Below are 26104 nucleotides of genomic sequence, written 5' to 3'. Positions count from 1 at the left end.
AATGGATACAGCCATTTTCACATTGAATATTTTTTGCATAATTAATCAATTAATGTTTAAATAGTTCGTAGCAAGAGAATAGACCTCTTGTTCAACAAAGATGGTTATCCAAGCACTATTAATGATTTATCACTAACTTTTTTCCTTATCTTATTTGAAGTGTTGTTTTAAATACAAAATTAAACACTTGGTTAGTTCACGCAAACCAAAAAAACCGATTTTCTGGTTTGCGTGAGTTAACTCGTCTGCTCATGCACAATCAATATATCTTACAGGATGCTCGAAAAAAGTGAATGTATCCCACAGTTCACTTGCTAATTGAAATCTCACTTTATCGTATATAAATCCCTAATATAGGAAAATGTATCATTATAGCATCGATAATCATCACTTGTTGAGTATACATTTTTATAAAGGTGGATTTGATGAAGAAAAAAAACAAGAAAATTACAATGGATGAATCACCCATAACAAAATTCCATGTTAAGACAGCTTCCTTAACATTTGGTGCACATTTTACAGATGGGTATGTCATCGGTATTATCAGTTTTGCATTGCTGTCATTAGCAGCACAATGGAACTTAAGTGCATTTGATTTAGGGCTGTTAGGAAGTTCTGTACTAATCGGTTTATTCTTTGGAAGCTTTTTATTAGGATGGGCTTCTGACTATATTGGCCGCCAAAAAATCTTTTTATTTAGTTTTATTTTAATTACATTAGCATCGTTCTTACAATTTATTGCTCCAAATGTATGGACACTGTTCTTCTTGCGCTTTGCGATTGGTTTTGGTTTAGGTGGAGATTACACGGTTGGGCAAGCCATGTTAGCCGAATTCTCTCCAAAACGTCATAGAGGAACATTACTCGGAACCTTTAACGTTTTCTTTACAATTGGTTATGTCTTTTCCAGCATCGTTGGAATGATTTTATTAGATGCAGATGTTTCATGGCGTTGGATGCTTGCTTCCTCTGGAATCCCAGCATTGCTCGTACTCTTTTTGCGTATCGGAACACCAGAGTCCCCAAAATATTTAGTCAGCAAAGGGCGAGTGGACGAAGCACAAGCAATTGTTGAAAAACATCTAGGTGAAAATGTCGTTCTAAAAACAGAAAAGGAAACAAAACAATTAAGCCTTGGTCATTTATTCAGCAAAAAATATATTCGATTAACAATGTTTAATGGCTTATTTTATGCTTGTATTGTACTGCCATACTTCTCTGTATTTACATTCCTGCCGACTATTTTGGATTATTTTAATATGAAAGAAGGACACACGGCTGACATCATCTTAAATATTTTCTTACTGCTTGGTGCATTTGTAGGAATGTATTTAACAGTGAAGCTTTCAAGAAGAGGCTTCTTAATCAGTTCGTTTATTATTTGTTTTGTATCTCTTGCATTACTTGGCATTATTCCACAAAGTATGAGCTTCCTGTTAATTGCAGCATTTGTTGTATATACACTATTCATCTCTGCAATCAACAATTTAGTTGGAATTTATCCAGCAGAAAGTTTCCCAACGGAATTGCGTGCTTCTGGTGTCGGTGTAGCGACAGCATGCAGCCGCATTGGTTCAGCACTTGGTACATTCCTGTTGCCTACATTAATTATTAAACTTGGTTTATCAAATACGATGCTCATTTTAGCTGCTGTATTATTACTTGGAACAATCGTCTCCATTGCATGGGCACCTGAAACAAAAGGGAAAGAACTTGCATAAATAAAACTGCAATCAGTTGGATATTACGCTTGATGCGGCGGAATAATAAAGTATAAAAGATTAATTAATCAAAAAATGCTAGAAATTCCACTCTAAAGTGAGATTTCTAGCATTTTTTCATATTACATTTTATCTAGTTGGCAGAGCATGATCCGCAATTACAACACCAGCAGATGCTTTAGCTTTTTTCTTCTCACTTGTATTTCCTGACTCTAATGGCAAGTGGGGAAATAGCAACTCTGCTACTCGATAAGCTTCTTCTAAGTGCGGGTAACCAGATAAAATAAATGTATCGATGCCAATTTCTTGGTATTCTTTGAGGCGTTGTGCTACTGTTTCTGGATCACCGACTAACGCTGTGCCAGCACCAGCGCGAACTAAGCCAATCCCCGCCCATAAATTGGGGCTGACTTCTAGATTGTCTCGATTTCCTTTAGAAAGTTCTAACATCCGGCGCTGTCCTTCTGAAACATGTTTGCTTAATTCTTTTTGTGCTGCTTCAATTGTTTCATCATCTACATACTTGATTAAATCATTAGCTGCTTCCCATGCTTCTTCTTCTGTTTCACGAACAATAACGTGCAGACGAATGCCAAATGTTATTGTTCTGCCTTGTTTTTCAGCCAATGCTCTTACTTTGCTAATCTTTTCTTTTACCTGTGCCACAGGTTCTCCCCATGTTAAATACACATCACTATGCTTTGCTGCTATATCAAGCGCCTTCTCTGATGAACCACCAAAATAGATAGGAGGATGAGGCGTTTGTACTGGTGGATAAACAAGGCGGCCGCCGTCAATATTTAAATGCTTGCCTTCATGATGAACTTCTTCTCCAGCTAGCAAAGAACGCCAAACATCTAAAAACTCATCTGTCAGTTCATAACGTTCATCATAACTAACATGAGAACCATCGCCTGCTTGCTCTGCAGGATTGCTTCCTGATACAACATTAATTAATAAACGACCACCCGATAATCGGTCAAATGTTGATGCCATGCGTGCTGCAACGGACGGCATCATCAATCCAGGGCGCAGCGCTACAAGAAATTTCATATTTGAAGTGACAGATAACAACGAAGACGCTGTAACCCACGAATCTTCACAAGAACGACCTGTTGGCAGCAAAGCTCCTTGATATCCTAAAGAGTCAACTGCCTGGGCAAGCTGCTTCATGTAATTAAAATCAACTTCACGCCCTCCTTTTGTTGTACCTAAATAACGACTGTCTCCACCTGTTGGAATAAACCAAAACAAATTCATCATTCTCTTCTCCTCTATATTAAAATAAAACAAAATTCTTTCCCTTACATAAAAAATACTTTGGTTAAATTTTCATCTATTTAAAAACCAACCACATTATTACATTATTCCGATTGGTAAGCAAGGATTTATTTTTATATTATATAAATTTTTTCACTTTAAAAACAGGACAATAGTTGAAACAATGGGAATTAACCAACAAACAAAAATTTTCTTAAAATTTTTCTAAAAAATAAAACCTTGTATTTTAATCGGAATAATGCAATTATATAAAAATACATAAGATCTGATTGGACAACCAAAGGATCCTTTGTCTTACTTATGCGTTTCAGTATAAGTAAAGCGAAGGATTTATTTTTATATTATATAAATTTGTTTAAATAACGGAGGAACAAAAATGAATGTGGAAAAAAGAAAGTTTCTAAATACTTTCTATGTATTTTTAACTTTAGTCATGTTTACATCGATTTTTCTAACAGGATGCGAACAACAAAAGGCCAGTAAATCAGCGGATGGAAAATATGAAACAACAGAGCTGCGTTACTATAGCAGCCCAGGAGCTGTAAGCTACCCTGAACTAGCGGAAGATTTAGGCTATTTAGGACCTATCAAACTGAAAAATGTCGGCATCCCGCCAAGTGGAGGTCCGCAGGAAATACAAAATGTTGTAACGGACAATGTAGATTTCGGCAGTGCTTTTAACGGCGCCATTATTAAGTTAATTGCAGCGAAGGCTCCCATTAAGTCTGTTATAGGTACTTACGGCATCGATAAAGATTCATGGGTTGGTCTTATGGTGTTAGATAATAGCTCGGTTAAAAATGCAAAAGATCTTATTGGAAAAAAAGTTGCATTAAATACGCTTGGCGCCCACGGAGAATACATGTTGAAAGAATACTTGCAGCGAAATGGTTTAACGAAAAAAGAAATCAGCAGCATCACTTTAGTTCCTGTCCCACTCGGAAATATCGAGATGGCTTTACGACACAATCAAGTTGATGCTGCTCTATTCGGAGGAATATTTCGAGATAAAGCAATACAGCGCGGCGGCATCCATCCTTTAGTTACTGACTATGATATATTTGGCAACTTTACTGCTGGCAGTTATGTAATGAATAAGAAATTTTTAAAAGAAAATCCAAACACCGCAAAACAATTCATTGAAGGAACAGCTAAAGCGATTGAGTGGGCACAAACAACTTCACGAGACCAAGTAATTGATCGATTTATAAAAATTGTGAAAAATCGCGATGGAGCAAATGTAGATACTTCAGGTCTAGAGTTATGGAAAAGTACGGGAATAGCGGGTAAAGGCGGTCTGCTTCAAGATAAAGAATTTAGCATTTGGATTAACCAGCTTGTTAAATCAGGAAAATTAAAAAAAGGAAAGCTTACTCCGAACGATGTGTTTACAAACGATTATAACCCTTACAAAAATCAGTAAAAGGAGAAGAAACAATGACAGCAAAAATCAAATTCCAGAATGTTTTTAAAGAATATAACGTAAAACAAAAAAATACAGTAACAAAATTTACAGCTCTTCATGACATCAATTTTGAAGTAAAAACCGGAGAATTTATGGTGATTGTTGGACCAAGCGGATGTGGTAAATCTACTTTTCTTGATTTAGTCGGTGGGCTGTCAAAACCAACGTCTGGTCAAATTTTTTTAGACGGGAAACCAATAAAAGGCCCTAGCCTTGATCGCGGCATTGTTTTTCAACAATATGCTCTATTCCCATGGAAGACAGCGCAAGGCAATATTGAATTTGGTTTAGAGGCAAAGGGCATACCTAAAAAAGAACGAGTGGAGCAAGCTAAATATTACCTCTCACTTGTTGGCTTGACCGGATTTGAAAATCGATATCCCCACGAGTTGTCTGGAGGTATGAAGCAGCGAGTAGCGATTGCCCGCAGCCTTGCTTATAACCCTGATGTGCTATTAATGGATGAACCGTTTGCAGCATTAGATGCACAAACGAGAGAAACGTTACAAGAAGAGTTGCTTCGAATTTGGGAACAAACAAAAAAAACCATCATCTTTATTACACATGGAATTGATGAAGCCGTTTATTTAGGCCAAAGAGTTGCTGTAATGACCTCTACTCCTGGTACTATAAAGAAAATTATCGATATTCCATTAATGGAAAGAACAGGTGAACAAGATTTACGTGCCAATCAAGAATTCACAAAAATTCGCCACAATATTTGGGAACTTTTACACGAAGAGGTTGCTAGAGCTCAGCAGTTAGAAAAAGAAAAACAATTAGGAAGCATTAAAAGAAAGGAAGTTAAACATGGCTAGTTTAGAAGAAGCGACAGCATTAAGACAAAAAAACACGAAAAAGAACTATATATTGCCAATAGCATTTTTTAAAGCAGCTTTAAAAAGATCGTTGGCTATCCTATTATTACTAGCTATTTGGGAAATAATACCTCGGCTTGGTTTAGTGGAAATTGCATTTTTCCCACCTTTCTCAGAAGTAGCACATGCATGGTTCCAATTATTACTATCGGGTGAATTAGTAAATCATGTAGGGTCAAGTTTATTTCGATCATTTATTGGTTTCTCTTTAGCATTAATTGTAGCGATTCCACTTGGTTTATTAGTTGGCTGGTATAAGCCTGTGGCTGAAACATTAACACCAGTATTAGAATTATTTCGAAACACAGCCGCATTAGCAATTTTACCAGTTTTTATTCTCATTTTAGGCATTGGTGAATCGTCTAAAATTTCGATTGTTATGTATGCATGTTCATGGCCTATTTTATTAAATACGGTTAGTGCTGTAAAAGGAGTAGATCCCTTGCTTATTAAATCAGCAAAATCAATGGGGCTGTCATCACTTCGGTTATTTCAAAAAGTAATACTGCCAGCTTCTGTACCAACCATTTTCACTGGCATTCGTCTTGCAGGAGCAAGTTCTATTTTAGTATTAATTGCTGCTGAAATGGTAGGAGCCACCTCTGGATTAGGCTACTTAATTAATTATTCACAACTAAACTTTGAAATCCCAAATATGTATGCAGGAATTATCACTATCTCGTTAGTAGGTTTAGGAATCAACTGGATATTAACATCGTTAGAACGCTATTTTTCTGCTTGGAAACATTCTCAAAAAGCCTAAAACCTAGATAGAAAATAATTAAAAATCTGAAAAAACACTGAAACAATAAAAAAAGCTTCAGTGTTTTTTTATTAGGCTGTTTTCTCAAAAAAGTTTGTTGTTTTTTAATAATACATTTGGAAAAGCGTTTCTTAGCAGCCTGCATACACGTAGACTCCTCCTGTGGGAATGCGAGAAAGACGAGACCCCGCAGGAGCGTATGCGACGAGGAGGCTTGACGCTCGCCCACGGAAAGCGAAGTGTATGCAGGCTGCGCGTTTAAAAGCAACATTCTATCCGAAAACAGCCTTTATTATCTCCATTAAGGCACCATATTACCTGCTGCTTTATAAATTTGATACCATTCTTCTCTTGTTAATTTAATATCTGCCCCTTTGCATGCATCCTTCATTCTTTGCGGATTCGTCGTCCCAAGCACTACTTGAATATTGGCTGGATGAGTGGTAATCCAAGCAATCGCAATGGCTGTGTTTGTAACACCGTACTTACTTGCAATATTGTCTACCACTTCGTTTAATTGTGGAAAACGTTCTAAATCCCCTAAAAATGGCCCATCGAAAAATCCTGTTTGGAAAGGAGACCATGCCTGCATCGTAATATCATGCAAACGACAATATTCTAAGACACTGCTGTCACGATTAACTGATTGATCAATTTTCATATTTAAAGAAATACCACTATCAATAACAGGTGTATGTGCGATGCTAAATTGAATTTGATTGATTACTAGCTTTTGTGGAATGTATTTTTGCAATAACTCTATTTGGCCAGGATTATGATTGGATACACCAAAGTATCTTACCTTTCCACTTTGATGAAGAACTTCAAACGCCTCTGCTACTTCTTCAGGTTCCATTAACGGATCAGGACGATGAAGCAACAGCGTATCTAAATATTCTGTTTTTAAGCGCTTTAATATTCCATCTACAGATTCTAAGATATGTTCTTTTGAAAAATCATAATACCCTTCTTTCGGACGAATGCCGCATTTACTCTGTATAATCATTTTTTCACGAATCGCTGCATTCATATTAATCGCATCCGCAAAAAAAGCTTCGCATTGACCAATATAATCAGGACCATAAATATCTGCATGATCAAAGAAATTAATGCCTTCATCCATTGCAGTACGAATAAGATTCTCTGCCTCTGTTAAAGAAAGCTGCACTATACGCATATTGCCCATAATAATGTTAGAAACTTCTAAATCAGTATGTTTAATTGTATTGTATTTCATATGTACTCCTCCTTTATACTTTCAATAATAAACTTTTTTCAGACTATTTTCATTGTTGGAGTGAAATATCCCTTCCAATTTTAAAAATATGCTGTTTTCGTAAAGATTGTCGCTTTTAAACTCGCAGCCTGAATACACTTCGCTTTCCGTGGGCGAGCGTCGAGCCTCCTCATCGTCTACGCTCCTGTGGGGTATCGTCTTTCTCGCATTCCCACAGGAGTCTACGTGTATTCAGTCTGCTGAGTACTTCTTTTCCCATTTTTTTACGTAAAAAACAACTAACTTCGAGAAAACAGCCTAAAAATATATGTCATTACTACTAAGTGCTAAAAAATCTATTTATTTTTCCGACTAAAATACGGACCACACCAACCTGTTTCATGCGTTCTCACATAAGTCCAATTAAATCCCTTATCTACTACGTAAACATCATGTTCGTTTACAAAATCATCAGCAGTTAAAGAAAAGGCATTTTCAAGGATGACAGCATCGTCGGAATGCTGATAAAAAACATAACAGGATCTTTTTGATTCTCTATTAAATGCGATATCAGCTTGTTCTTCTTTGTAACATTTCTTTTTTTCATAACTAAATAGATGCCACAAAAAGCCACTCCACCTACCTTCATCATAAAGATAAATAGCTTTCTTTTCTTTCTCGCTAAGATGATTGGCAAAATTGTCTTCCCATTGCTTCCGTAGATAGGTTCCCCATTTAGGTATTTCAGTCACCTTTACTTTTTTACTTCTTAGTGATGATATTAAATCCATCATATCTTCCAACATAACACCACCTTATGATTTATTCCTAATTTCAGATTTAGAAAAAGTTCATTAACAGTCAAACTACTTTCCTAAAACGTTTGTAAAATCCCGTTGGCTTTTTCATCAAGATCTTCTAATCTTTCTTCTGTTGTTGGGCTTTCAACAAGTCTTATTAAATCACTTTTAAATTGCTTCCTTAAATCATCAGGTAATCTTTTGACCAAAATTTCTAAACACCAATACTTCCACACATTATCATTTGTTGCTAAAACATCTTTAATAAGCGGAATAATTTCATTCGGGAATGTTAATAGAAGTTCCGCCACTTCATTTGCTATCGGCCAATTCATATCCTGAGTCCATTCCATAAGACGAGGCAACAAAGGTAATATCTCACTTCTATTCAACTTCTTTAATTGGTCCACTCTTTCAAAGTCATGCTTATTTCTTGGTATAAATTCTGTGTAATTATTCATGTTTCCACCTTGGTGTTTGACTTTTAAACTACTTATTTTTTCTTTATGTACCCATTACCTACCACTTCATTAACCTTATTTGTTTCACTCTGCACCTTTAATTTAAGTTTTATCTAGATTCCGATAAGGATATAATACTTCCTCCACCCATTTTTGGAACATGTTATATGCTTCTTCATCCGTTTTTACAGTGCCAATGTATCCACCTTTAAACTTTTCGTAAAAATATCCATTATTTAAAAATATTTCTTGTATTTCATTGTCTGTTTCAAAATCATCAAAAAACAAATCCATTAAACAATCCTGTCTTACCCAAGCAATTGCTTCAATCAACGGCATGGATTCATCTTTCCAATTCCCTACATGCAGATGATTCCCTGTATAATTGACTGTATTAAAATACTCGTGTTTATTCATGTACATGCTCCTATTAAAAGTTATTATAACATTCAGCAAAAATACAAAATATCGAAATGACAGGAGAATTATTAATGTTAAATAAATTCATGTTCGAAAACTTTGAAAACTTACCCCTAAGAACACCCTTGTTTTATTCATGGAAATATGGCATTCGCTTTGAAATTTCAATACCAGGTGTGAAACACGAAGATAAACGCAATCTTCAGCAAATCAAAGAAAGAAGCACTGGAATTTTTAATAAAGCTTTTAATGATACGGATGAAATGCTGCTCGTCACTGACATTTATAGTGAAAAACATGATACTTTTTTACAAAAAAGACCAACAAAGGTGTATCAAAAATATGTTAAGCGTAAAGAAGTGTTAAAAAAACTGCAATATAGGTTATTGCCAAGCGTATTCTCGGAGGAAGGTTTTGAAGAAGATAATGAAGATATGGTTACCCATCGATTTGTTCTGTCTTGTAAAAAGAAAGATATTCGATATAGTCAACTGCTATCCGCTATAAGCTATGAAGACTTTCCACATCCGACACGTATTTTAAAAAATCACTACCGTCCTGGTTATGATATTTACTTCATAAATGTAACAAAAAAAATGATTTACCACCTATATGATGATCGAGGCTGTGACGTTATCTCTTCTAATAAGGAGGATTTACGTTTACTGTATGAAGAACTAAATAATTGGATATTGTATTATGATCGAGAACAGATTGATCAGTTATTCAAATAATAACAGTTAAAACAAGAGGTGAAATGAATTTTATACCTTCTCACCTCGTTGTTTTAGTCCCTCCACATCACATCTTATTTTGTAGCAATTAATAATCAATGGGTGGGTGTTCTGAGGAAATGTTAATTCTTTCAACCTTCTTTTACCTAACCGTCTATCGAACATCGAAAAAGCCCGAATAATGTTATTTTCTGATTTCACTGCTTCGTCGATAGATAAAGAACTATACATCTTAAAGGATTCATATAGATGATAGCTTGAAAAAATGCTTTCTTTTATCAAGATTTCCTCCGCATCATCTGAAGCTTTTACCAACTCTTGTCGTTCCTGTGAGTTGAACATTACCTTCCAATCTCGGTTATAAGGAATTCCTTTTAGCTTTTTTTCCTCTTTTATTTGTTGATATAACTTCTCATGTTTTACTGCATATGTAACATCCGCAGCACTTAATATTTCTTCTTTTTCAAATGTAATCCAGACTCTCCTTGGACCATCATGAAATTTCCGATAAACCGCTGCATGTAATTCGATACGCCCTTTTAACCTATCACAGAGAAAACTTTCCACCGTATTTTTCAACTTACTCCATTGCAAATCATTTCACCTTCTCTAAAATTTACATTTAATCTCGCTAACCATGATGAGATAATCAAGAAAAAAAGATCAAACCCCACTTTGATAAATTTCACATTCGGGATCTGACCTTTTTTCTCCTGTCACTTTTTCAATATACCTAAATATTCTTTCCAAGGCCCAACATCCGTCCTATATCTCTCAGCCATTACCCGTACAATTTGAGAAATATGCGTTAGATCATGAACAACCCACGTAGAAAGCAATTCCCTTAACTTCACTACGCCAAATGCAGGATGTGAACCCGTCCATTCAAGATGCAATTCAGGATCAATAATACTCTTAAGCTTAGTTATATTTTGTGTTCTAATCGTTTTAAATTCAAACAGCTTTTGTTCAAGCGGTCTTTCAGAACTGTCATTTAAGTGCGAATAACGATCAAACGGCGGAAATGGTTTACTTTCACCTTCCTGAAGAATAAATTCTAATCTTGGTACCCAATTATTTTTCTCTCCCTCAATAAGGTGTTCAACCACTTCAATGACATTCCAAGTTCCTGCTCCTTCATTGCATTGCAGCCACCCATCAGATAACCCAGATAAAAAATACTCCAATGTTTGTGGTGTACGCTCCAGAATCTCAATAGCCTCTTTCATACTAAAATTCATATAACTGCTCCTTTCTATGATGAATCCTCAGGCAACTCCTTCCATAATAGCATGCAACTGCTTATGTTTCTCTAAATCTGTGATAACCGTTTTTTTTGGCAACAAACGTATATTAATCAGCATAATACAAATACTGTAACTGTTAAAAAAGAAAGGAGGTTCTATCATGGACGTACAACGCGCACAAATCATTTCTAGTTTAGAGACAATGGCTAATGTTACATATAACGGAAAACGTATCTATATTGAACATGTAGACCAACAAAATGGAACAGCTACCATCCATCCTCTTGACGATCCAAATACTAAACAAAGTGTTTCAATAGAGGATTTAACAGAAGCATGATTTGGATTTTTTTCAAACAAAACACTACTTCAAGGTAGTGTTTTTATGTACTTGGTTGGCACCTTTCCCCTAGTATTGAGTTTAAAATTTCATGAATCGCTATACCAATTTTGTCATCGTTTTCCTTGTATAGCCACTTTTCAGGAATACTCAAATATTCGCAAGCATTACTATTTAAATATCGATAGATGATCTGCGCTTCATCTATTTCATCTTTCGTAATGACAATGGGAGAATTAGGGCATTTTGTTTTAAAATACGCTAAAATATTTGATTTAATCGTTGCACATTGTTTTTTAATGGATTCTATTTCAAACATTTGATTAAAAAGAACTTTATTCCTGTTAATTAGGAACAGTTTCACTTTAATGTCATCTACGCATTCCATCACAACCATATTGTTATTTTCTTTTGTGAATTCGATTACTTTTTCTTTTTTTAAAAGGGAATTTACAGTTTCTATACAGTCTCTAACCTTTGCTGCCTTTTCAAAATCAAAATTTATCGAAGCATCGATCATTTTTTGTTCCATTTCTTCGAGGATGCTTGTATCTGTCCCCTCAAGTAAAGCAATGATTCTATTAATGATGTGATGGTACTGCTCCATTGCTGAACGGTTAAAACACATGCCGATACACAATCCTAATGAATAGTTTAAGCATGGCGTATTTTTATTGGATAAACTATTACAATTCATTTTAAAAAATTCTTTTATCCCAATGATTGCTTTTTCTACAGTATTTTTGCTTGAATATGGACCAAAATATAGATTGCCGTCATTTTCATTCATCTGATTGGTCTGCTCTATCCTATAAAGCCCTTTATCCATGCGGATCATAATATACGTGTATGATTGAGGACTTTTCATCAATTTATTATAAAATGGTTTTAATTCCTTTATTAAATGACATTCCAACATAAAAGCTTCAAATTCTGTATCAGTTACAATATAGTCAAAATCTCTTAATTGTTTGACAAGCTTTTCAACCTTTTTAGAATGATTCTTGGAGTTTTGAAGGTAAGATTGAACTCTATTTTTTAAATTTTTCGATTTTCCCACATATATGATATGATCAGAGGCATCTTTCCATAAATAAACTCCTGGGGATGAGGGAAGCTGTTTTGCCTTCTCTTTGAGATTTATCGTGATTCCCCCCTTCATTACTTCCTATTATTACATTGCATACTCTACTGATATTCTTATCTATGTATAATCATTATTCATTTCCGTGTTTTTTCCAATAATCATATATAGCTTCTTTAAATATTTCTGCTAATTCCTTGTTTTTTTTCTGCTTTATCCATTCTGCTTGATCAATTGGCAAATTTAATTTTAATATGACTTTTTCATTCGGCATTTCATATTTTCTTATTTCCTCTAAAGTGATCCCCTCTTCTATATTTGAAAAAAAAGAATCGTTTTCGTTCACTAAATGAAAATCTTGATATTCTTCCATATCATTCAGTTCACAAAATAAATTAAGCTGAGGCAATCCTCCTGATAAGCTTTTTAAGTGCATAAATGAATTTATTACTCTGCCATCTTGCAATTCTATCTCTAAAATAAGGTTTTCCTCATGTTTATATTTATTCACAACAACTTCACTTACAATGATATCTAATTCCAAAGTATATCCCGTACTTGACTCAAAGATATAGATCGCACTATTAAATACATGGATACTCTTCCCATCAATTTTTACCGCTTTAACCTCTGCCATAAAAATTCGCTCCTTCCACGCATTATTTCGACAAAAAAAGAGCGATTCCCTGCAAATAAAGCTCATTTCTAACCTCTCATCACATTTGAATCAACTGCCAAATTGCATCATCCGCTCATATAAGTTTTGAGATGATATGTAATATTATGCCTATTTCACGTATTAATCCAAGCTACCTCTTATTTTGTAGCCCGGATTTCTTTTTTTACTCATCAAAGAGAATAAACTCACGATATTTTCGTGCAATTACATCGAGTATCACTTCTAAACCAATAATCGAATGGACTAATTGCTTATGCTGATGGCTCGGTAGTGGAGTTGCTTCAAAAAAGAATGAATAGTCGGCATTTTCACTCAAAAAATTACTACCAAACTTCGTAATCGTCGCAATTGGTACATTTTTCATTTTTAACGTTCGAATGACATCTTTTATACCGGCTGTTTCACCGCTAAATGAAGTGAAAATAATCAAATCCTCTTCCATTATGATAGAACTACTTATCGACAAGTTTGAATCGCCGGAAATCAACATATTCGACCGATTCGCAATCATCAAATCCTTAGAAAATTCTTTCGTGAAATTATTCTGTGAAAAACCAGTAGCGTATAAAAAGACCATGCGTGCATCTTTTAACTTCTGTAAGAAAGGTTGAAAATTCGTTTGTTCCACATAACGAAATATCCAATCTAAATCCTGTTTTAATAATTGAGTCAAATCAGAGGGCTCTAATGTTGAGATAGTCATGGACTCGCGAATGACATACTTTAATTCTGAAAATCCACGGTATCCCAGCTTTTTTGCTAAGCGAAGCACCGAACTTTTTGAACTAAGCATCGCCTCGCCCAATTCTACAATATTCATATCAATGACATCTTGCGGTCGATTCATCATAAATTTTACCATTCCTTTTTCAGAATCGGTCAATTTGTCATAATTCATCTTTACACTTAACTCAAATTCCATACCATTTCCACCTTGTAAAATGAATTTCAGATAGGTTTTCACCTAATGCTTTCTCTAAAAAAGTCAGATTTTTCATACAATATTTTCCTACCGAAATTGTTCTAGTACCCAGACTATAATAGATGTATAGAAAAGATCCAACGGAAGCCTGCTCTCTTTTCCTGTAGTTTATCTACATTGCAATTGCTACCCGAATTATTGTTATCACTGTCCACACTATCTGTTTCGACAAGGACTTCAGCCTGTAGACTTTCTTTTCAGTATACCGTAAAAAAGACTAGCAAGAGTAGATTTCTTACTAGTCAAGTTAGTCCTTTATTCTTCAATAAGATAGATTGCTGCTTCATACGGGCGAAGCTCTAAGCTGTCTAGTTCTTTCTTTGTATCATGATAATTTGATAATAACAATTTTCCGGATGATTTTTTTAACTCTTTTGGTAAAGTGTAGTTCACTTTGTTTTCTGCAAATGAACAAATCACCACTAATTTTTGCTTTTCAAGTATACGTATATAACCATAGACATCGGAATCAGTCGGGTTAATCAGTTTATAGGTTCCATCAACAGCAACTGGTAACTCTTTGCGAAGGCGAATTAATTCTTTGTAATGGTAATACACAGAATCTTTATCTGCTAGACAATTTTCTACGTTAATGTTTACATTATCCGGACTAAAATCAATCCAGGGTGTTCCGGTAGTAAATCCAGACTTTTCACTTCCATTCCAAGGCATTGGCGTACGCGCATTATCACGTGATTTCAAAAAAATTGACTTTTTAATGTACGCTTCTGGAAGTCCGTGTTCCTCAAATTCTTTCTTCACTCCTAAGGTTTCAATATCCTTATATTGATCAAAGGCAGTAAAGCGAACATTGCGCATTGCTAACTCTTCCCCTTGATAAATAAAAGGCGTGCCTTTCATCATATGAAGAAGTGTTCCTAACATTTTCGCCGATTCTACTCGATAGTTCGTGTCATTTCCAAAACGGGTAACCGCACGTGGTTGATCATGGTTGCTCCAATAAAGCGAGTTCCAACCACGACCTTCTAGCTTGCATTGCCATTCAGTCATAACGTCTCGCAACTCGCTCATCTTAAAGCGAACATCTGAAAACTTACCATATGGTCCATAGTCTAAATGCATGTGGTCAAAATGAAAGACTAAATTTAATTCTTCTCGATCAGGGTCCGTGTATAAAATCGCTTGATCACTATTTGTATTCGCCGTTTCTCCCACAGTCATGATATTGTATTTGCTTAATACTTCGCGATTCATTTCATGAAGAAACTCATGTACACGTGGCCCATTTGAGGCACCGATATAATATGATTTTGTATAGACTGCATCTTCTGGTGCATCTGGCCAATCTTGACGTTTGCTAATCAAACTGATTACATCCATTCGGAATCCATCAATCCCCAGTTCAAACCAGAATTTCATCATGTCGTAAATTGTTTCACGAACCTTTGGATTCTCCCAGTTCAAATCGGGTTGCTCTTTAGCAAATAAATGCAGATAATATTGTCCGCGACTTTCTACATACTCCCAGGCCGGACCACCAAACGTTGAGCCCCAATTCGTTGGTGCACTTCCATCTTCTTTTGGATCTTTCCAAATATAAAAATCAACATACTCGTTATCACGCGATTCACAAGATTTTTTGAACCATTCATGTTGATCGCTCGTATGATTAACCACCAAGTCCATAATAATCTTGATACCTAAGAGATGCGCTTCATCCAAAAGTCGTTTGAAATCACCCATGGTTCCATATTCAGGATTGATTTTAAAATAATCCGCAATGTCATATCCATTATCTACCAGAGGCGATTGATAAATAGGGTTCAACCAAATCACATCAATGCCCAAATCCGCTAAATAGGGGAGTTTTTCGATAATCCCGTTTAAATCACCTGTCCCACTTCCAGTTGTATCATTGAAACTTTGTGGGTATATTTGATAAACGACACTTTTTTTCCACCAATCTTTTTCCATCAGCTTCTCCTTACTCATCGTCTTCGTCATCTTTTGACATATTCGCTACAAAGTCATTCACATACACTAACTGCTCCTTTGCTTCATTTAGAGCAAAACGGATCTGATCGACTGTTAAATAGTCATTATCAGGCTCCAATATCAAAGACATAATAACCGGTAAATTTATTCCCGTAATCACATGAAAATGCGGACGGGCGGTATATGGGAAGAATGCTTGATTGACTGATCCTCCTAATAAGTCTGTGAAGACCAATACTTCGTCTTCTCCCTTTACATCTTTTAACAATTCTTCAATTTCTTCCTGAATCGGTGTATTATTTAAGTATGCAGAAAGCGCATGAACATTGCCATGATCTCCTGTTATATAGTTCAAAGTATCTTTTACACCTTCTGCCATTTTATGATGACTCGCAATAATAATTTTTCGCATACATTTCGTTTCCTTTCTTTCATTACGTGTTCAAAAAAGCAACAAATTTAGAAGCAAACCAACGAAGAGATTCACAGCTTTAGTTGGGTGCCCTTTTGAACATCCTCTTTAAATGAAGTTTCTGCTAAAATCACTTTGTCTACACTCTGAAGCTAGGCGATTTAAACTCCTAAAATCCCAAAGAATGAGCAAATCAACGCCAATGCAATGACCATGAAAATAATTTGCGTCACGCTAAATTTCTTCGAAGCAATCAATTTGTAGACAACAAATGTTAAAGCAGCTGGTAGTAAAGCAGGCATAATTTTATCTAAAATTTCTGTTTGAATAGGTAATTCTACTTTCCCAGTTTTAAATTCAATTGGAATATTCATTTTTACAACTGAAGGAATTAATGCTCCAACTACTGTTAAACCCATGATTGAAGCGGCTTCGGTGAAGATATTTAATTTATCCCCAAGAGCAGTGATTAATTTCAAACCAGATGTGTGTCCCAATTCGAATAATTTCACACGGAAAAAGAAGAAGAAAATATTTAATAGCAACCAAATAATGGAACCTGTTGGATTTCCTTGCAACCCCATATACCCAGCAATCGATCCCATAATTGTTGGATAAAGTACCCAAACAAGCGTATCTCCAACACCAGCTAACGGTCCCATCATTCCTGTTTTGAATGCTTGAACCGCATCTTTTGACTTAATTCCATCTTTTTCTTCCATCGCCACAGAGGCTCCTAAAAGTAAATTCGCCATCCAGGTAGTGGTATTGAAATAATTAAAATGGTTGTTTAAAGATGCTTTATAATCCTCATCTTTTTTATGGATTTTTCGTAAAATTTTGCTCAATCCATATACAACTGCCGGACCTTGTTGATTTTCATAGTTAAATGTGTTACAAGCCATGAACATATAGCGAATGGCTGCTTTTCGAATGTCTTTTTTCGTTACAACATCATTTGTCTTCTCTGTGTTATTCATCAAAGTCGTCTCCTTCACCAAATGTATCAGCATCTGCCGTCCCAGCTGTCGCAGGGGTTTTATTCATATTTTGTGTGAAGTAGTAATATGCAAATGCAAAACCTAAGATTGCAATGCCCAGGATTGGTAAGCCAAGATACGCAGAAATCACAAATCCAATTAAAAGCATTGTTAAGTATTTCTTCACTGGCATAAATTGAAGTAATAACGCAATCCCAACCACTGGCAGCATAGAACCAGCAATTGATAATCCATCTGTAAACCATTTAGGAACAATTTCCAAGATCAACTTAACAATCTTATCTCCGAATAACACACAAAGTGCAGTTGGAATAGCTGTGGTTAAACCAAAGATTAGAGGTCCAATCCAAAAAATTCGTTCCATTTTCTTGAATTTCCCTTCATTTAACGCACTTTGAGCTGCATGAGATACATATGAATTCAATATTTTCCCTAGAACATCTAATTGAATCCCTAACATTCCGACGGGTACACCTACTGCTAAGGCAATAGCTTTCGCATTTTCAACATCATTGGTTGTACGGATTGCTACATAAATCCCAACAAGTGTCGCAAGACCATAGTTTGGAACGGATGAACCACCAATATTCGCCACCCCTAAAGCCATTAATTGGAATGTCCCGGCTATAATCATTGCTGTTGCCATATCTCCCATAATAAGCCCTGCAATCATTCCAATAATAGATGGGAACCAAGTCGTAATGACAAATCCTTGTTGGTCAAGAACCATCCAAAAGGCCAATGCAATTATGAGTATTCCTTGAATAATTTCCATTTTTTCTCCTCTTCCTAGTCTTCTAGTAATTTCTGACGAAAGGAGCTACTAGAACTTTATTTGTTATTTAATATATTTTTCTAGTGGCTCTTCTACTTCTCCCGGTACAAAGTGGAATGTGACTGGAATTCCTTTTTGTTCTAAAGCTTTTAAATCAGCTACTTCTTTGTCATCTACAGAAACCATTTTCTTCACCGTTGTTTTGCCTTCACCATCAAAAATAATCCCTACGTTTACTTTCGGAATTTGGACGCCTCCCTTAGCAAGCTTCAATAATGTTTCAGGTTCACGAACAACTAATAAAACATTATGGCTATCATATTTTCCCGCATTGAAGTTGGCAATTGCAGTGTCCGTATCAATGATCGACATCCCAGTTCCTGCAGGCTTGCTCATACGCATCGCTGCTTTTTGAACTTCATCTTTACTTACTTCATCATTGACTACCATCAACCGTTTTGCTTTTGTGTGTGCTGCCCATTGTGTTACTACAATTCCGTGAATCAAACGTTGATCAATTCGTGCTAATACTAATCCCATTTTTCTAATCTCCTTTTTCTGATCTTCTTTAGTGAATACGCTTTCTTTTTGCTATAAATTGAGAATAACATCAGAAGAAAACGCTAACAACAGGTTTAAAGCATATTGGGAAAATGATAATTAGAATGAGAAAAGTGTCAATTTTACGGGAAAATTCCCCATCCTTAATTGCTTACTTCTCTCCCTCTTATCACTTTCAACATCGCAATGATGTAAACCACGCTAACAAAAAGCATAACTACACAAGCGAAAATAGGATATATAATTGGTAAACCGAATAGATTTACTATCTTTAAATCACTAAATAAATATTCCGCCTTCATCATATAAACAAAGGAAAAAGCTTTTGTACTACTACTCTATCAATCTTCGACAAATCCGGGACGTACTGTGACCAGAAGTTAGGGAAAATAAAGTTCGCCGATGTTGACCGAAAAGAACATACTGGAGGACAAGGATTTGTATCAAATAAGACCCTCTATTCGGAAATAGTCATTTTACGAATAGAGGGTCTTATTTGGAGTTATTTTTTGTACGGGAAATTTATTTTGTTATCTCTTCAATACCATCTAAGCTACGAGGATTTTTTTATTCTCTATATTTTAAAGCTAATCCTTTTAAGAAATTCCTAGCGTATCTATCACCACACTCTACATAATTCTTATGTCCTTCTTTTCTAAATAAAGCGCTTAATTCTCCTTTTGTTATAACGACTCCTGCTTTTTCTAAGATATCAAGCATGTCCTCACTTGTTAATGCTAGTGCTATTTTCAATTTCTTTAGCAATACATTATTAACACTTCCATTATTCTTTATAGAAATTGCTGGTCTTTCAGGTTGACCTGGTTTTGAATCTTGTTTTCCTCTTTTAAATATAATAAGGCCATTCAAAAATGACTCTAACGTGAAATTATTGCATTCTATATTATCTTCATTTATATCACCATCACTGTCCACTTCATTATGGTAACTGTCCTTCGATTTTATGAGCATCTTTAGCACTTCTTCTTTTGTTACTTCAATGCCTCCAAGTTTAAATATCTCTACCATATCTGCATTTTTTATATCTAGAGCATATCTTAATCTAATTAATATATCATTATTATTCATATTCATCTTTAATCCTCCTGAAATATTGACTATTTTCACAGCATTCAAAGCGTATTCTCCAAAATGCTCTAAATTTAAACCCTTATAATGTTAAATATAGTATCACCAAGAATAGTCCTTAATATTATATCTCCAACACTCGCCAACAATTAAAAAACCTACCACTTTTAAGCATATGCCCATTAAATTAATAGTTTAACACTTTAAAGACATGTTTTATAGTTTACCTGAATTAATATTTGTATAATATATACTAAATATCCCCCTAGATTTTTAGTCATGTATATCACCAACCTATATTAGATTGGCATATTATTTTAAAATACCGCGGTGAATAGAAGAAGAAAAAAGTAAAGGCTGTCGAGATTTCTCGACAGCCTAAGGATTACAGAAGCAATCCTTCTTTATTCAATAAGGTATTTTATTGTTTTATAGCTAATTGCTTTCTTATCGATAAACTCTATTTTTTCAAAATACCTTGGTGAGTAAAATAATAATATTTCCCATTTATTTTCTGTTTGCCAGTCACCATCATTCCCTTGGTGTTAAAGTAATATTTATTGCCTTTTATTTTTTGCCAGCCTGTTTGCATTATTCCAGATGTATTGAAGTAGTACTGCTTGCCGCTTATTTTTTGCCAACCAGTCTGCAGTATTCCGGATGTATTGAAGTAATACTGCTTGCCCTTTATTTTTTGCCAACCAGTCTGCAGTATTCCAGATGTATTAAAGTAATACTGCTTGCCGCTTATTTTTTCCCAGCCTGTCTGCATCATTCCCTTTGTATTGAAATAATACTTTTTGCCATTTATCGTCAGCCAGCCTGTCTGCATTTCCCCGTCTTTATTAAAATTATACTGCGATTTAGAGATTACTTTCCAACCAGTAGAAAATTTACCTGTCGCAGAATCATAATAATGCCAAATCCCATCATATTTAGCCCAATTTGAACCTGTTATAAACTGATACACTTGTACATTTTGTAAGTTTTGGCTTACTTCTCCGTAAATAGCTTCCTGTTTAATTGTAAGTGTGTAAGTAGTAAAATGCTGTATTATGAAACAATCGACAGTTATAATGGTTGTTCTATTATGCCGTTGCGAAACGGTATTTTTTATGTGATATGGCAGGTAATTTTGATTGACTTTCTATTTTGAATCATCTAAACTCTCATTAATACTATCAAATTACTATGAATTAAAACCTTATTAAGAGAAGTGGAGGGACTTGCCCTAATGAAGCTTCATCAACAGGCTTGTTTTTGAGTACTGTGCTACTTGCAACGAGTAAAGTGAAACTTCAATTAGTAGGGGCTCCATCTCTCATTGATTGTTAGTTGAACCAATCGGGCTTTTACGGTCAGTTATCCCCACTTAGTGCCCTTGAAGTGGGGATATTACTACCTGTTAATGCGGGATAAAATCTATACGGGAGATAAGAAGAGCTTTTGTTTACTAAACTCTTCTTTCGAAAAGAAGGGTTTTTGGTATCTAGTTACAGCACCTAGCCTCTCGAGAGTAAAAGCCAAGTCCCCTATGTTGTCAAAGAACGCCTACTATGGCGACTCGTCATTTACTTGTCGAGGCTGAACGAGGTGCTTTCACTTTTCAATGTTATGCGATAAAAAGAAAGAGGGGATAATATGGTACAGTTTCAACAATCATCTATCGTTAATAGTTTGCCACCGATGTTTTTCTTTGAACTAGTAGAAAAAGTTGCTCGTTATCGTGCGAAGGGAATTGATATCATTGATTTTGGACGTGGCAATCCAGATCAACCAACGCCAGTACATATAGTCGAGGCATTAAAAGGGGCGGTGGATATTCCGAGTAATCATGGATATGCTCCACATGGTGGAAAATTAGCTTTTAAACAAGCGATTCAGCAATTTTATAAGGAAGAATATGATGTAGATTTAGATATTGATAGTGAGATTACTGTTTTTGCAGGCTCTGTTATCGGTCTTGCTGAAATTGGACAATGTTTATTGGAGCCAGGGGATGTATTAATGACGACAGATCCTAGTTATCCGATTTATCATTCTACAGCGAAAGTCGCACAAGCCCAAGTGCACACGTTGCCATTAACAGAGGCGCGAAACTTTTTACCAACGTATGAAGATGTCATGCAAGATGTTGCTGCTCGTACAAAATTATTAATGTTGAATTATCCAAACAATCCAACAGGTGCAGTTGCTACTGCTTCGTTTTTTGAAGAAACAGTAGCTTTCGCAAAACAACATCATATTGCTGTCTTTCATGATTTTGCCTATGGAGCTTTTGGATTTGATGGTGAAAAACCACGTAGCTTTTTACAAACAGAAGGGGCAAAAGAGTATGGAATCGAAGTATATACGCTGTCCAAAACATTTAATATGGCGGGATGGCGCGTAGCTTTTGCAGTCGGAAACGCTTCTATTATCCGTGCACTGAATAATTTCCAAGACCATACAGCAAGCGGTCTCTTTGGAGCTGTTCAAGATGCAGCATCAGCGGCATTAAATGGCCCGAAAAAACCTGTACAAGAGTTGAAAAATTTATATGAGACGAGACGTAATACACTCGTGACAACTTTTAAAGATATTGGCTGGGAGATTGAGCCTTCTAAAGGATCATTTTTTGTATGGGCGAAAATTCCAGCGCTGTATACATCAGAAGCGTTTGCTGAAAAACTATTAGTAGAGGCACATGTTGCAGTTGCACCAGGAACAGGATTTGGTCCTGGAGGAGAAGGTTATGTGAGACTTGGTTTACTAGAGTCAGAAGATAGAATACGAGAAGCTGCAAGAAGAATTGCAAATACAGGTATATTTGATTATGCATTATTGGAGGGTAAAGGATGAAAAAGTGGATTAGTCTTTTTATAGTAGTCTCTATTATCTTTGTATTGACGGGTTGTGGAAATGACGAAAAGAAAGCTAGTAGCGATCCTAATAAGAAAAGTTTAATAGTTGGTTTTAGTCCTGGCCCGTATATCGATGAATTTAAAGAGGGAATTGAACCACAATTGAAGAAAAAAGGATATACGATTGAGTATAAGAATTTTAGTGACGGTGTGCAAGAAAACTTAGCGTTGGATGAAGGAAGTGTAGACGCAAACGTGTTTCAACATCGTACATACTTAACTTCCATCAATAATAAAGAAAAAATTAATAATGTTCCAATCGTGCAGGTGCCAACACCTCCCATGGGGATTTATTCTAAGAAAGAGAAATCTCTTGAAAATATTAAAAATGGTGCGAGTGTAGCAATTCCAAGTGATCCATCTAATATGGCAAGGGCGCTCGGAATACTAAAAGAAGCTGGATTAATTGAAATAAAAGAGAACGATCCATTGTCCGTTTCTTTAAATGACGTCACGAGTAATCCACACAAACTCAATTTAATACCATTAGAATCCGCAAATGCTGCGAGGGCGTTAGATGATAGTGATTATGTAGCAATTCAAGGGAATTTTGCTGTGTCGAATGGATTAAAATTAAAAAATGCCTTGAAATTAGAGAATATGACTGAACCGTTTATTAACATTGTTGCAGTAACCGACAAGAACAAAGATGCTCAATGGGCGAAAGATATTGTATCGGCATATAAAAATCAGTCATTTCAGGACGTAATTGAAGCAGATAGCAAATATGATAATTATCGTTTACCGGATTATTTTAAAAAATAAACATTAGTAAGGATAGGGATATAGTAATACGCCTAATAAAACCGTATCTTACACTTTGTAGGATACGGTTTTTTTGGTATGTCTAGTGTTGCAGTGTCTAGAACTCTTTCCGGATTAAAAGTAAATAAACAATAAGCATCTTCTATCCCGCACTAACGGGCAGTAAAACCCATACCGATTGGGGTTGCGCTCTATCAGTAGTTAATATTTTTCTTGGTCTACCACGACCAGGTGGTTGTTCTTCGCCAATTAATTTTGGTACAGTGACGCCCCAAAGCAACCCGATATTTGTCGAATGTAAGTAAAATATTTGATAGTGAACCCGTTCTTCATTCGCACCAATTCTCTACGAACCTTCTCGCTCTATGTACATAATCTTTTGGTACTATTTGACTCTCCTATCTTGGGTAATGTCAGATTGAGACTTCTGATGTCTATGAATTCACTGATTCTGGGATTTTTATGTTTGTTGAGTTATTCCTTCTCAAGTGATTGGAACCAGTTTATCCCTTCCCTTTTAGCTTCTTCAGGTGTATGTGTATTAAACTGAGCAAGTAGGCTTGAATGAATTTGCTTCACTTGATTAGAGGATAAGCCAATCTCCTTGCAGGCAAGCAATATATACCCCATCTCTTGTTCCTTATCCATCTCAATTTTAGTATTAATATTTTTGTATATCAAGGAATATAACTTTTACTTTGAAATCTTGACCAGTTAACTCTTTTAACACTTCCATAAAGAGATGCTCATATCCCTCCTTGATCCATTCCTTTGAAAAGTCATTTGCCTCCGTAATTACCAGTGTATGTTCGTCCAATATTTTGCCTGATGCCGATGCAATCCAAGTATCGAATGAAGGTTTTGATATCCTAGTTGAGATTTTGATTAAAATAATCTCCCATAAATGGGGAATCCCCTCTTAATTTTTGATCACTGTGACCAGAAATTCTTGATTGTAAAGAGTTTACTTCATCTATTGTAGGTCTTCCAAAAAACTAACCAGAGCCTCCGTAAATTCTTTTGGTTTATCATAATGGATATCATGTTCAGGAGTATCAATATCAATTCTTTTTCCATTTTCTAATAAATCAACTACGCGATCAGCATCCTCATCTGATAACGCTGCTACTAATAAATTGCCGTCATAAGTAGTATTTGCTTTTAAGAACACTGTTGGACTCTTAATCTTTGACATTATTTCTGCCTGATTATAATCTTCAAACCATGAATTATCATAAAATGCTTCTCCGAATTTGCGGTCGAATAGATAAGTTTCGGATTCAAACATTCTATTGATTTGTGGAGGTAAATAAGCTAAATGTACTGGCTCATTTTGATGTTTTTCATGATATGCTATGGCATCTTTCGAAAATTTATTCCAAAGAAAATTCCCAAACATTTTTTTCCAGTAACTGTTCTCTAAAGAGTAAGTGAAGTAATCTTTCACTTCGTGTTGATTTTTAAAGTCTTCATACATTTGAAACCCATATACCCAAACATATGTGTTTTCTCGTCTATCTAGTTCCGTTGAGAAGAAAGGTGAATCTTCAATCACAGTGCCTAGTACAAATTCAGGATAATATGCCGCCATCCATGCTGCAATCATTCCGCCTGATGAATGACCAGATATAACTGTTTTCTCACCTATTTCCACTTCAATAAATTCAGCAAAATCTTTCGCCATTGCCTTAGCTGTATACTTCTCAGGATTCCAATCGGATTCCCCATGCCCATGAATTCAGGACGACGACATGGCTTATACCATGTTTCGACTACTCTCCTTCACAGGAGCACGCAAGGGGGAGCTGTATGCCCTGCATTGGTCGGACGTGGACTTCCATCATAAGTCGATCAGCTTGAAAAAGACATTGATTCACACGAGTGGCAAAAAGCAGCTCCAGACATCGAAAACAAAGGCCTCTCGGCGTGTGGTTAGCGTGGACGATGAAACAATGGCGATCTTAAAGAAATGGCGTAGTAAGCAAATACAGCGCTATCTGACGTTAGAACTTGCCGCTCCTTTTCAATCTGATGATAAGCAGCCAATCTTTACGGTCTATAATCAGTTAAAACATGAAATGGATTATTGCCGACTGGCTTACTTGAATGAAAAGCTGGAGCGGATCTATCAAAAGAACCCAGAGCTGCCGCAAATAAATGTTCACGCCTTTAGGCATACACATGCCAGTTTGTTATTTGCAGCTGGTGCTTCCATCAAAGATGTACAAGCTCGGCTCGGACATACGGATATTCAAACCACGATGGATATTTACACTCATGTGACTGATGAAGCGAAGGAGAAAACAGCCAAGATGTTCCAGAAGTACATGAAATTTTAGCTCGGGGTATTCAAGGGGTATTCAATTCCAAATTTGGACATGAAAAAGCCCTCCCTGCTCCATAAGAGCATAGAGGGCAAAACCTTGGTATATAAGGTTTATTAACGTTTTGAGAACTGAGGTGCACGACGAGCGCCTTTAAGACCGTATTTTTTACGTTCTTTTATTTCTTGGTTTCTAACTTCGAAGAAACGTTCTTTTCTTAGAAGTTTTTATTTTAACTATTTATAAT

Annotated in this window: 29 protein-coding genes and 1 pseudogene; 9 read left to right on the top strand and 21 right to left on the bottom strand. The window is 35.7% G+C overall.

The window, feature by feature from the left end; all coding sequences use genetic code 11:
• The first annotated feature begins 425 nt into the window (after nt 1-425).
• Entirely contained in the window at nt 426-1721 is a 1296-nt protein-coding gene (locus tag ACTYA4_RS15735; RefSeq protein WP_443483077.1) for an MFS transporter, read from the top strand.
• A gap of 129 nt (nt 1722-1850) precedes the next feature.
• Here the strand turns inward: ACTYA4_RS15735 and ssuD are convergent, their stop codons facing one another.
• A complete protein-coding gene (gene ssuD, locus ACTYA4_RS15730) occupies nt 1851-2981 on the bottom strand; it encodes an FMNH2-dependent alkanesulfonate monooxygenase (RefSeq protein WP_445505715.1) in 1131 nt (376 codons plus the stop codon).
• 397 nt (nt 2982-3378) lie between these two features.
• On the opposite strand from ssuD, the gene ACTYA4_RS15725 reads away from it, so the two are divergent.
• From ACTYA4_RS15725 to ACTYA4_RS15715, 3 genes are read left to right on the top strand one after another with little or no spacing between them, the layout of a single operon-like run.
• The gene (locus ACTYA4_RS15725) at nt 3379-4425 is read left to right on the top strand and encodes an ABC transporter substrate-binding protein (RefSeq protein ID WP_443483542.1); all 1047 of its coding nucleotides are present in this window, start codon (nt 3379-3381) and stop codon (nt 4423-4425) included.
• Nucleotides 4426-4439: 14 nt separating this feature from the next.
• Nucleotides 4440-5285, top strand: a complete 846-nt coding sequence (locus ACTYA4_RS15720; RefSeq protein WP_443483543.1) for an ABC transporter ATP-binding protein — start codon at nt 4440-4442, stop codon at nt 5283-5285.
• Nucleotides 5278-6108, top strand: coding sequence for an ABC transporter permease (locus ACTYA4_RS15715; protein WP_443483544.1), 831 nt, complete (start codon nt 5278-5280; stop codon nt 6106-6108). The genes ACTYA4_RS15720 and ACTYA4_RS15715 overlap by 8 nt, the downstream gene beginning before the upstream one ends.
• Before the next feature lie 301 nt (nt 6109-6409).
• Here ACTYA4_RS15715 and ACTYA4_RS15710 read toward each other — a convergent pair whose 3' ends face one another.
• The 4 genes from ACTYA4_RS15710 to ACTYA4_RS15695 all read right to left on the bottom strand — a co-directional run bounded on the left by ACTYA4_RS15710 (nt 6410) and on the right by ACTYA4_RS15695 (nt 9002).
• Nucleotides 6410-7345, bottom strand: a complete 936-nt coding sequence (locus tag ACTYA4_RS15710; RefSeq protein ID WP_443483545.1) for an aldo/keto reductase — start codon at nt 7343-7345, stop codon at nt 6410-6412.
• 335 nt (nt 7346-7680) lie between these two features.
• Nucleotides 7681-8115: a DUF4275 family protein gene (locus ACTYA4_RS15705; RefSeq protein ID WP_443483565.1), complete on the bottom strand. Its 435-nt coding sequence runs from the start codon at nt 8113-8115 to the stop codon at nt 7681-7683.
• An 83-nt stretch (nt 8116-8198) separates the two neighbouring features.
• Nucleotides 8199-8585 (bottom strand): DUF5071 domain-containing protein, encoded by a 387-nt coding sequence (locus ACTYA4_RS15700; protein ID WP_443483546.1) that lies wholly within the window; start codon nt 8583-8585, stop codon nt 8199-8201.
• A 102-nt stretch (nt 8586-8687) separates the two neighbouring features.
• Nucleotides 8688-9002: a hypothetical protein gene (locus ACTYA4_RS15695; protein ID WP_443483547.1), complete on the bottom strand. Its 315-nt coding sequence runs from the start codon at nt 9000-9002 to the stop codon at nt 8688-8690.
• A gap of 74 nt (nt 9003-9076) precedes the next feature.
• On the opposite strand from ACTYA4_RS15695, the gene ACTYA4_RS15690 reads away from it, so the two are divergent.
• The gene (locus ACTYA4_RS15690) at nt 9077-9739 is read left to right on the top strand and encodes a DUF3885 domain-containing protein (RefSeq protein ID WP_443483548.1); all 663 of its coding nucleotides are present in this window, start codon (nt 9077-9079) and stop codon (nt 9737-9739) included.
• 30 nt (nt 9740-9769) lie between these two features.
• On the opposite strand, the gene ACTYA4_RS15685 is transcribed toward ACTYA4_RS15690, so the two are convergent.
• On the bottom strand, nt 9770-10333 hold the full coding sequence (locus ACTYA4_RS15685) for an SF0329 family protein (protein ID WP_443483549.1): 564 nt from the start codon (nt 10331-10333) through the stop codon (nt 9770-9772).
• Nucleotides 10334-10455: 122 nt separating this feature from the next.
• The gene (locus tag ACTYA4_RS15680; RefSeq protein ID WP_443483550.1) at nt 10456-10980 is read right to left on the bottom strand and encodes a DinB family protein; all 525 of its coding nucleotides are present in this window, start codon (nt 10978-10980) and stop codon (nt 10456-10458) included.
• Nucleotides 10981-11146: 166 nt separating this feature from the next.
• On the opposite strand from ACTYA4_RS15680, the gene ACTYA4_RS15675 reads away from it, so the two are divergent.
• Nucleotides 11147-11326, top strand: a complete 180-nt coding sequence (locus ACTYA4_RS15675; RefSeq protein ID WP_443483551.1) for a small acid-soluble spore protein H — start codon at nt 11147-11149, stop codon at nt 11324-11326.
• A 43-nt stretch (nt 11327-11369) separates the two neighbouring features.
• On the opposite strand, the gene ACTYA4_RS15670 is transcribed toward ACTYA4_RS15675, so the two are convergent.
• From ACTYA4_RS15670 to ACTYA4_RS15625, 10 genes are all read right to left on the bottom strand, one after another.
• Nucleotides 11370-12488 carry a GIY-YIG nuclease family protein gene (locus ACTYA4_RS15670; protein WP_443483552.1) on the bottom strand — a complete coding sequence of 373 codons (1119 nt, stop codon included), beginning with the start codon at nt 12486-12488 and terminating at the stop codon, nt 11370-11372.
• A gap of 55 nt (nt 12489-12543) precedes the next feature.
• The gene (locus ACTYA4_RS15665; protein ID WP_443483553.1) at nt 12544-13047 is read right to left on the bottom strand and encodes a hypothetical protein; all 504 of its coding nucleotides are present in this window, start codon (nt 13045-13047) and stop codon (nt 12544-12546) included.
• Between the two features lie 205 nt (nt 13048-13252).
• Nucleotides 13253-14011 (bottom strand): MurR/RpiR family transcriptional regulator, encoded by a 759-nt coding sequence (locus tag ACTYA4_RS15660; protein ID WP_443483554.1) that lies wholly within the window; start codon nt 14009-14011, stop codon nt 13253-13255.
• 315 nt (nt 14012-14326) lie between these two features.
• The gene (locus ACTYA4_RS15655) at nt 14327-16006 is read right to left on the bottom strand and encodes a glycoside hydrolase family 13 protein (RefSeq protein WP_443483555.1); all 1680 of its coding nucleotides are present in this window, start codon (nt 16004-16006) and stop codon (nt 14327-14329) included.
• Nucleotides 16007-16016: 10 nt separating this feature from the next.
• The gene (locus ACTYA4_RS15650; RefSeq protein WP_443483556.1) at nt 16017-16439 is read right to left on the bottom strand and encodes a PTS sugar transporter subunit IIA; all 423 of its coding nucleotides are present in this window, start codon (nt 16437-16439) and stop codon (nt 16017-16019) included.
• Nucleotides 16440-16600: 161 nt separating this feature from the next.
• A complete protein-coding gene (locus ACTYA4_RS15645; protein ID WP_443483557.1) occupies nt 16601-17419 on the bottom strand; it encodes a PTS system mannose/fructose/sorbose family transporter subunit IID in 819 nt (272 codons plus the stop codon).
• Nucleotides 17412-18215 carry a PTS mannose/fructose/sorbose/N-acetylgalactosamine transporter subunit IIC gene (locus tag ACTYA4_RS15640; RefSeq protein ID WP_443483558.1) on the bottom strand — a complete coding sequence of 268 codons (804 nt, stop codon included), beginning with the start codon at nt 18213-18215 and terminating at the stop codon, nt 17412-17414. Before ACTYA4_RS15640 ends, ACTYA4_RS15645 begins: the two co-directional genes overlap by 8 nt.
• Nucleotides 18216-18278: 63 nt before the next feature.
• A complete protein-coding gene (locus tag ACTYA4_RS15635) occupies nt 18279-18755 on the bottom strand; it encodes a PTS sugar transporter subunit IIB (RefSeq protein WP_443483559.1) in 477 nt (158 codons plus the stop codon).
• Nucleotides 18756-19343: 588 nt separating this feature from the next.
• The gene (locus tag ACTYA4_RS15630; protein WP_443483566.1) at nt 19344-19871 is read right to left on the bottom strand and encodes a YehS family protein; all 528 of its coding nucleotides are present in this window, start codon (nt 19869-19871) and stop codon (nt 19344-19346) included.
• Nucleotides 19872-20325: 454 nt separating this feature from the next.
• Complete coding sequence (locus tag ACTYA4_RS15625) at nt 20326-20835, bottom strand: PspC-like choline-binding domain-containing protein (protein WP_443483560.1); 510 nt, start codon at nt 20833-20835, stop codon at nt 20326-20328.
• Nucleotides 20836-21506: 671 nt separating this feature from the next.
• Here ACTYA4_RS15625 and ACTYA4_RS15620 point away from each other — a divergent pair.
• Together ACTYA4_RS15620 and ACTYA4_RS15615 are read left to right on the top strand one after the other, a co-directional pair.
• Nucleotides 21507-22706, top strand: coding sequence for an aminotransferase class I/II-fold pyridoxal phosphate-dependent enzyme (locus ACTYA4_RS15620; RefSeq protein ID WP_443483561.1), 1200 nt, complete (start codon nt 21507-21509; stop codon nt 22704-22706).
• Complete coding sequence (locus ACTYA4_RS15615) at nt 22703-23533, top strand: MetQ/NlpA family ABC transporter substrate-binding protein (protein ID WP_443483562.1); 831 nt, start codon at nt 22703-22705, stop codon at nt 23531-23533. The genes ACTYA4_RS15620 and ACTYA4_RS15615 overlap by 4 nt, the downstream gene beginning before the upstream one ends.
• A 474-nt stretch (nt 23534-24007) precedes the next feature.
• On the opposite strand, the gene ACTYA4_RS15610 is transcribed toward ACTYA4_RS15615, so the two are convergent.
• The 3 genes from ACTYA4_RS15610 to ACTYA4_RS15600 all read right to left on the bottom strand — a co-directional run bounded on the left by ACTYA4_RS15610 (nt 24008) and on the right by ACTYA4_RS15600 (nt 25271).
• Complete coding sequence (locus tag ACTYA4_RS15610; protein ID WP_443483563.1) at nt 24008-24214, bottom strand: hypothetical protein; 207 nt, start codon at nt 24212-24214, stop codon at nt 24008-24010.
• Complete coding sequence (locus tag ACTYA4_RS15605; protein ID WP_445505714.1) at nt 24195-24425, bottom strand: DnaA N-terminal domain-containing protein; 231 nt, start codon at nt 24423-24425, stop codon at nt 24195-24197. Before ACTYA4_RS15605 ends, ACTYA4_RS15610 begins: the two co-directional genes overlap by 20 nt.
• An 81-nt stretch (nt 24426-24506) precedes the next feature.
• Nucleotides 24507-25271 carry an alpha/beta fold hydrolase gene (locus ACTYA4_RS15600; protein ID WP_443483568.1) on the bottom strand — a complete coding sequence of 255 codons (765 nt, stop codon included), beginning with the start codon at nt 25269-25271 and terminating at the stop codon, nt 24507-24509.
• Nucleotides 25272-25284: 13 nt separating this feature from the next.
• On the opposite strand from ACTYA4_RS15600, the gene ACTYA4_RS15595 reads away from it, so the two are divergent.
• Nucleotides 25285-25872, top strand: a complete 588-nt coding sequence (locus ACTYA4_RS15595; RefSeq protein ID WP_443483564.1) for a site-specific integrase — start codon at nt 25285-25287, stop codon at nt 25870-25872.
• A gap of 101 nt (nt 25873-25973) precedes the next feature.
• Here ACTYA4_RS15595 and rpsI read toward each other — a convergent pair.
• Nucleotides 25974-26057 (bottom strand): annotated as a pseudogene (rpsI, locus tag ACTYA4_RS15590) (30S ribosomal protein S9); the annotation flags it as partial.
• Nucleotides 26058-26104 lie beyond the last annotated feature (47 nt).

The sequence above is a fragment of the Niallia yueguangensis genome, from assembly GCF_052663115.1.
This window is presented reverse-complemented; position numbering and strand designations above follow the sequence as displayed.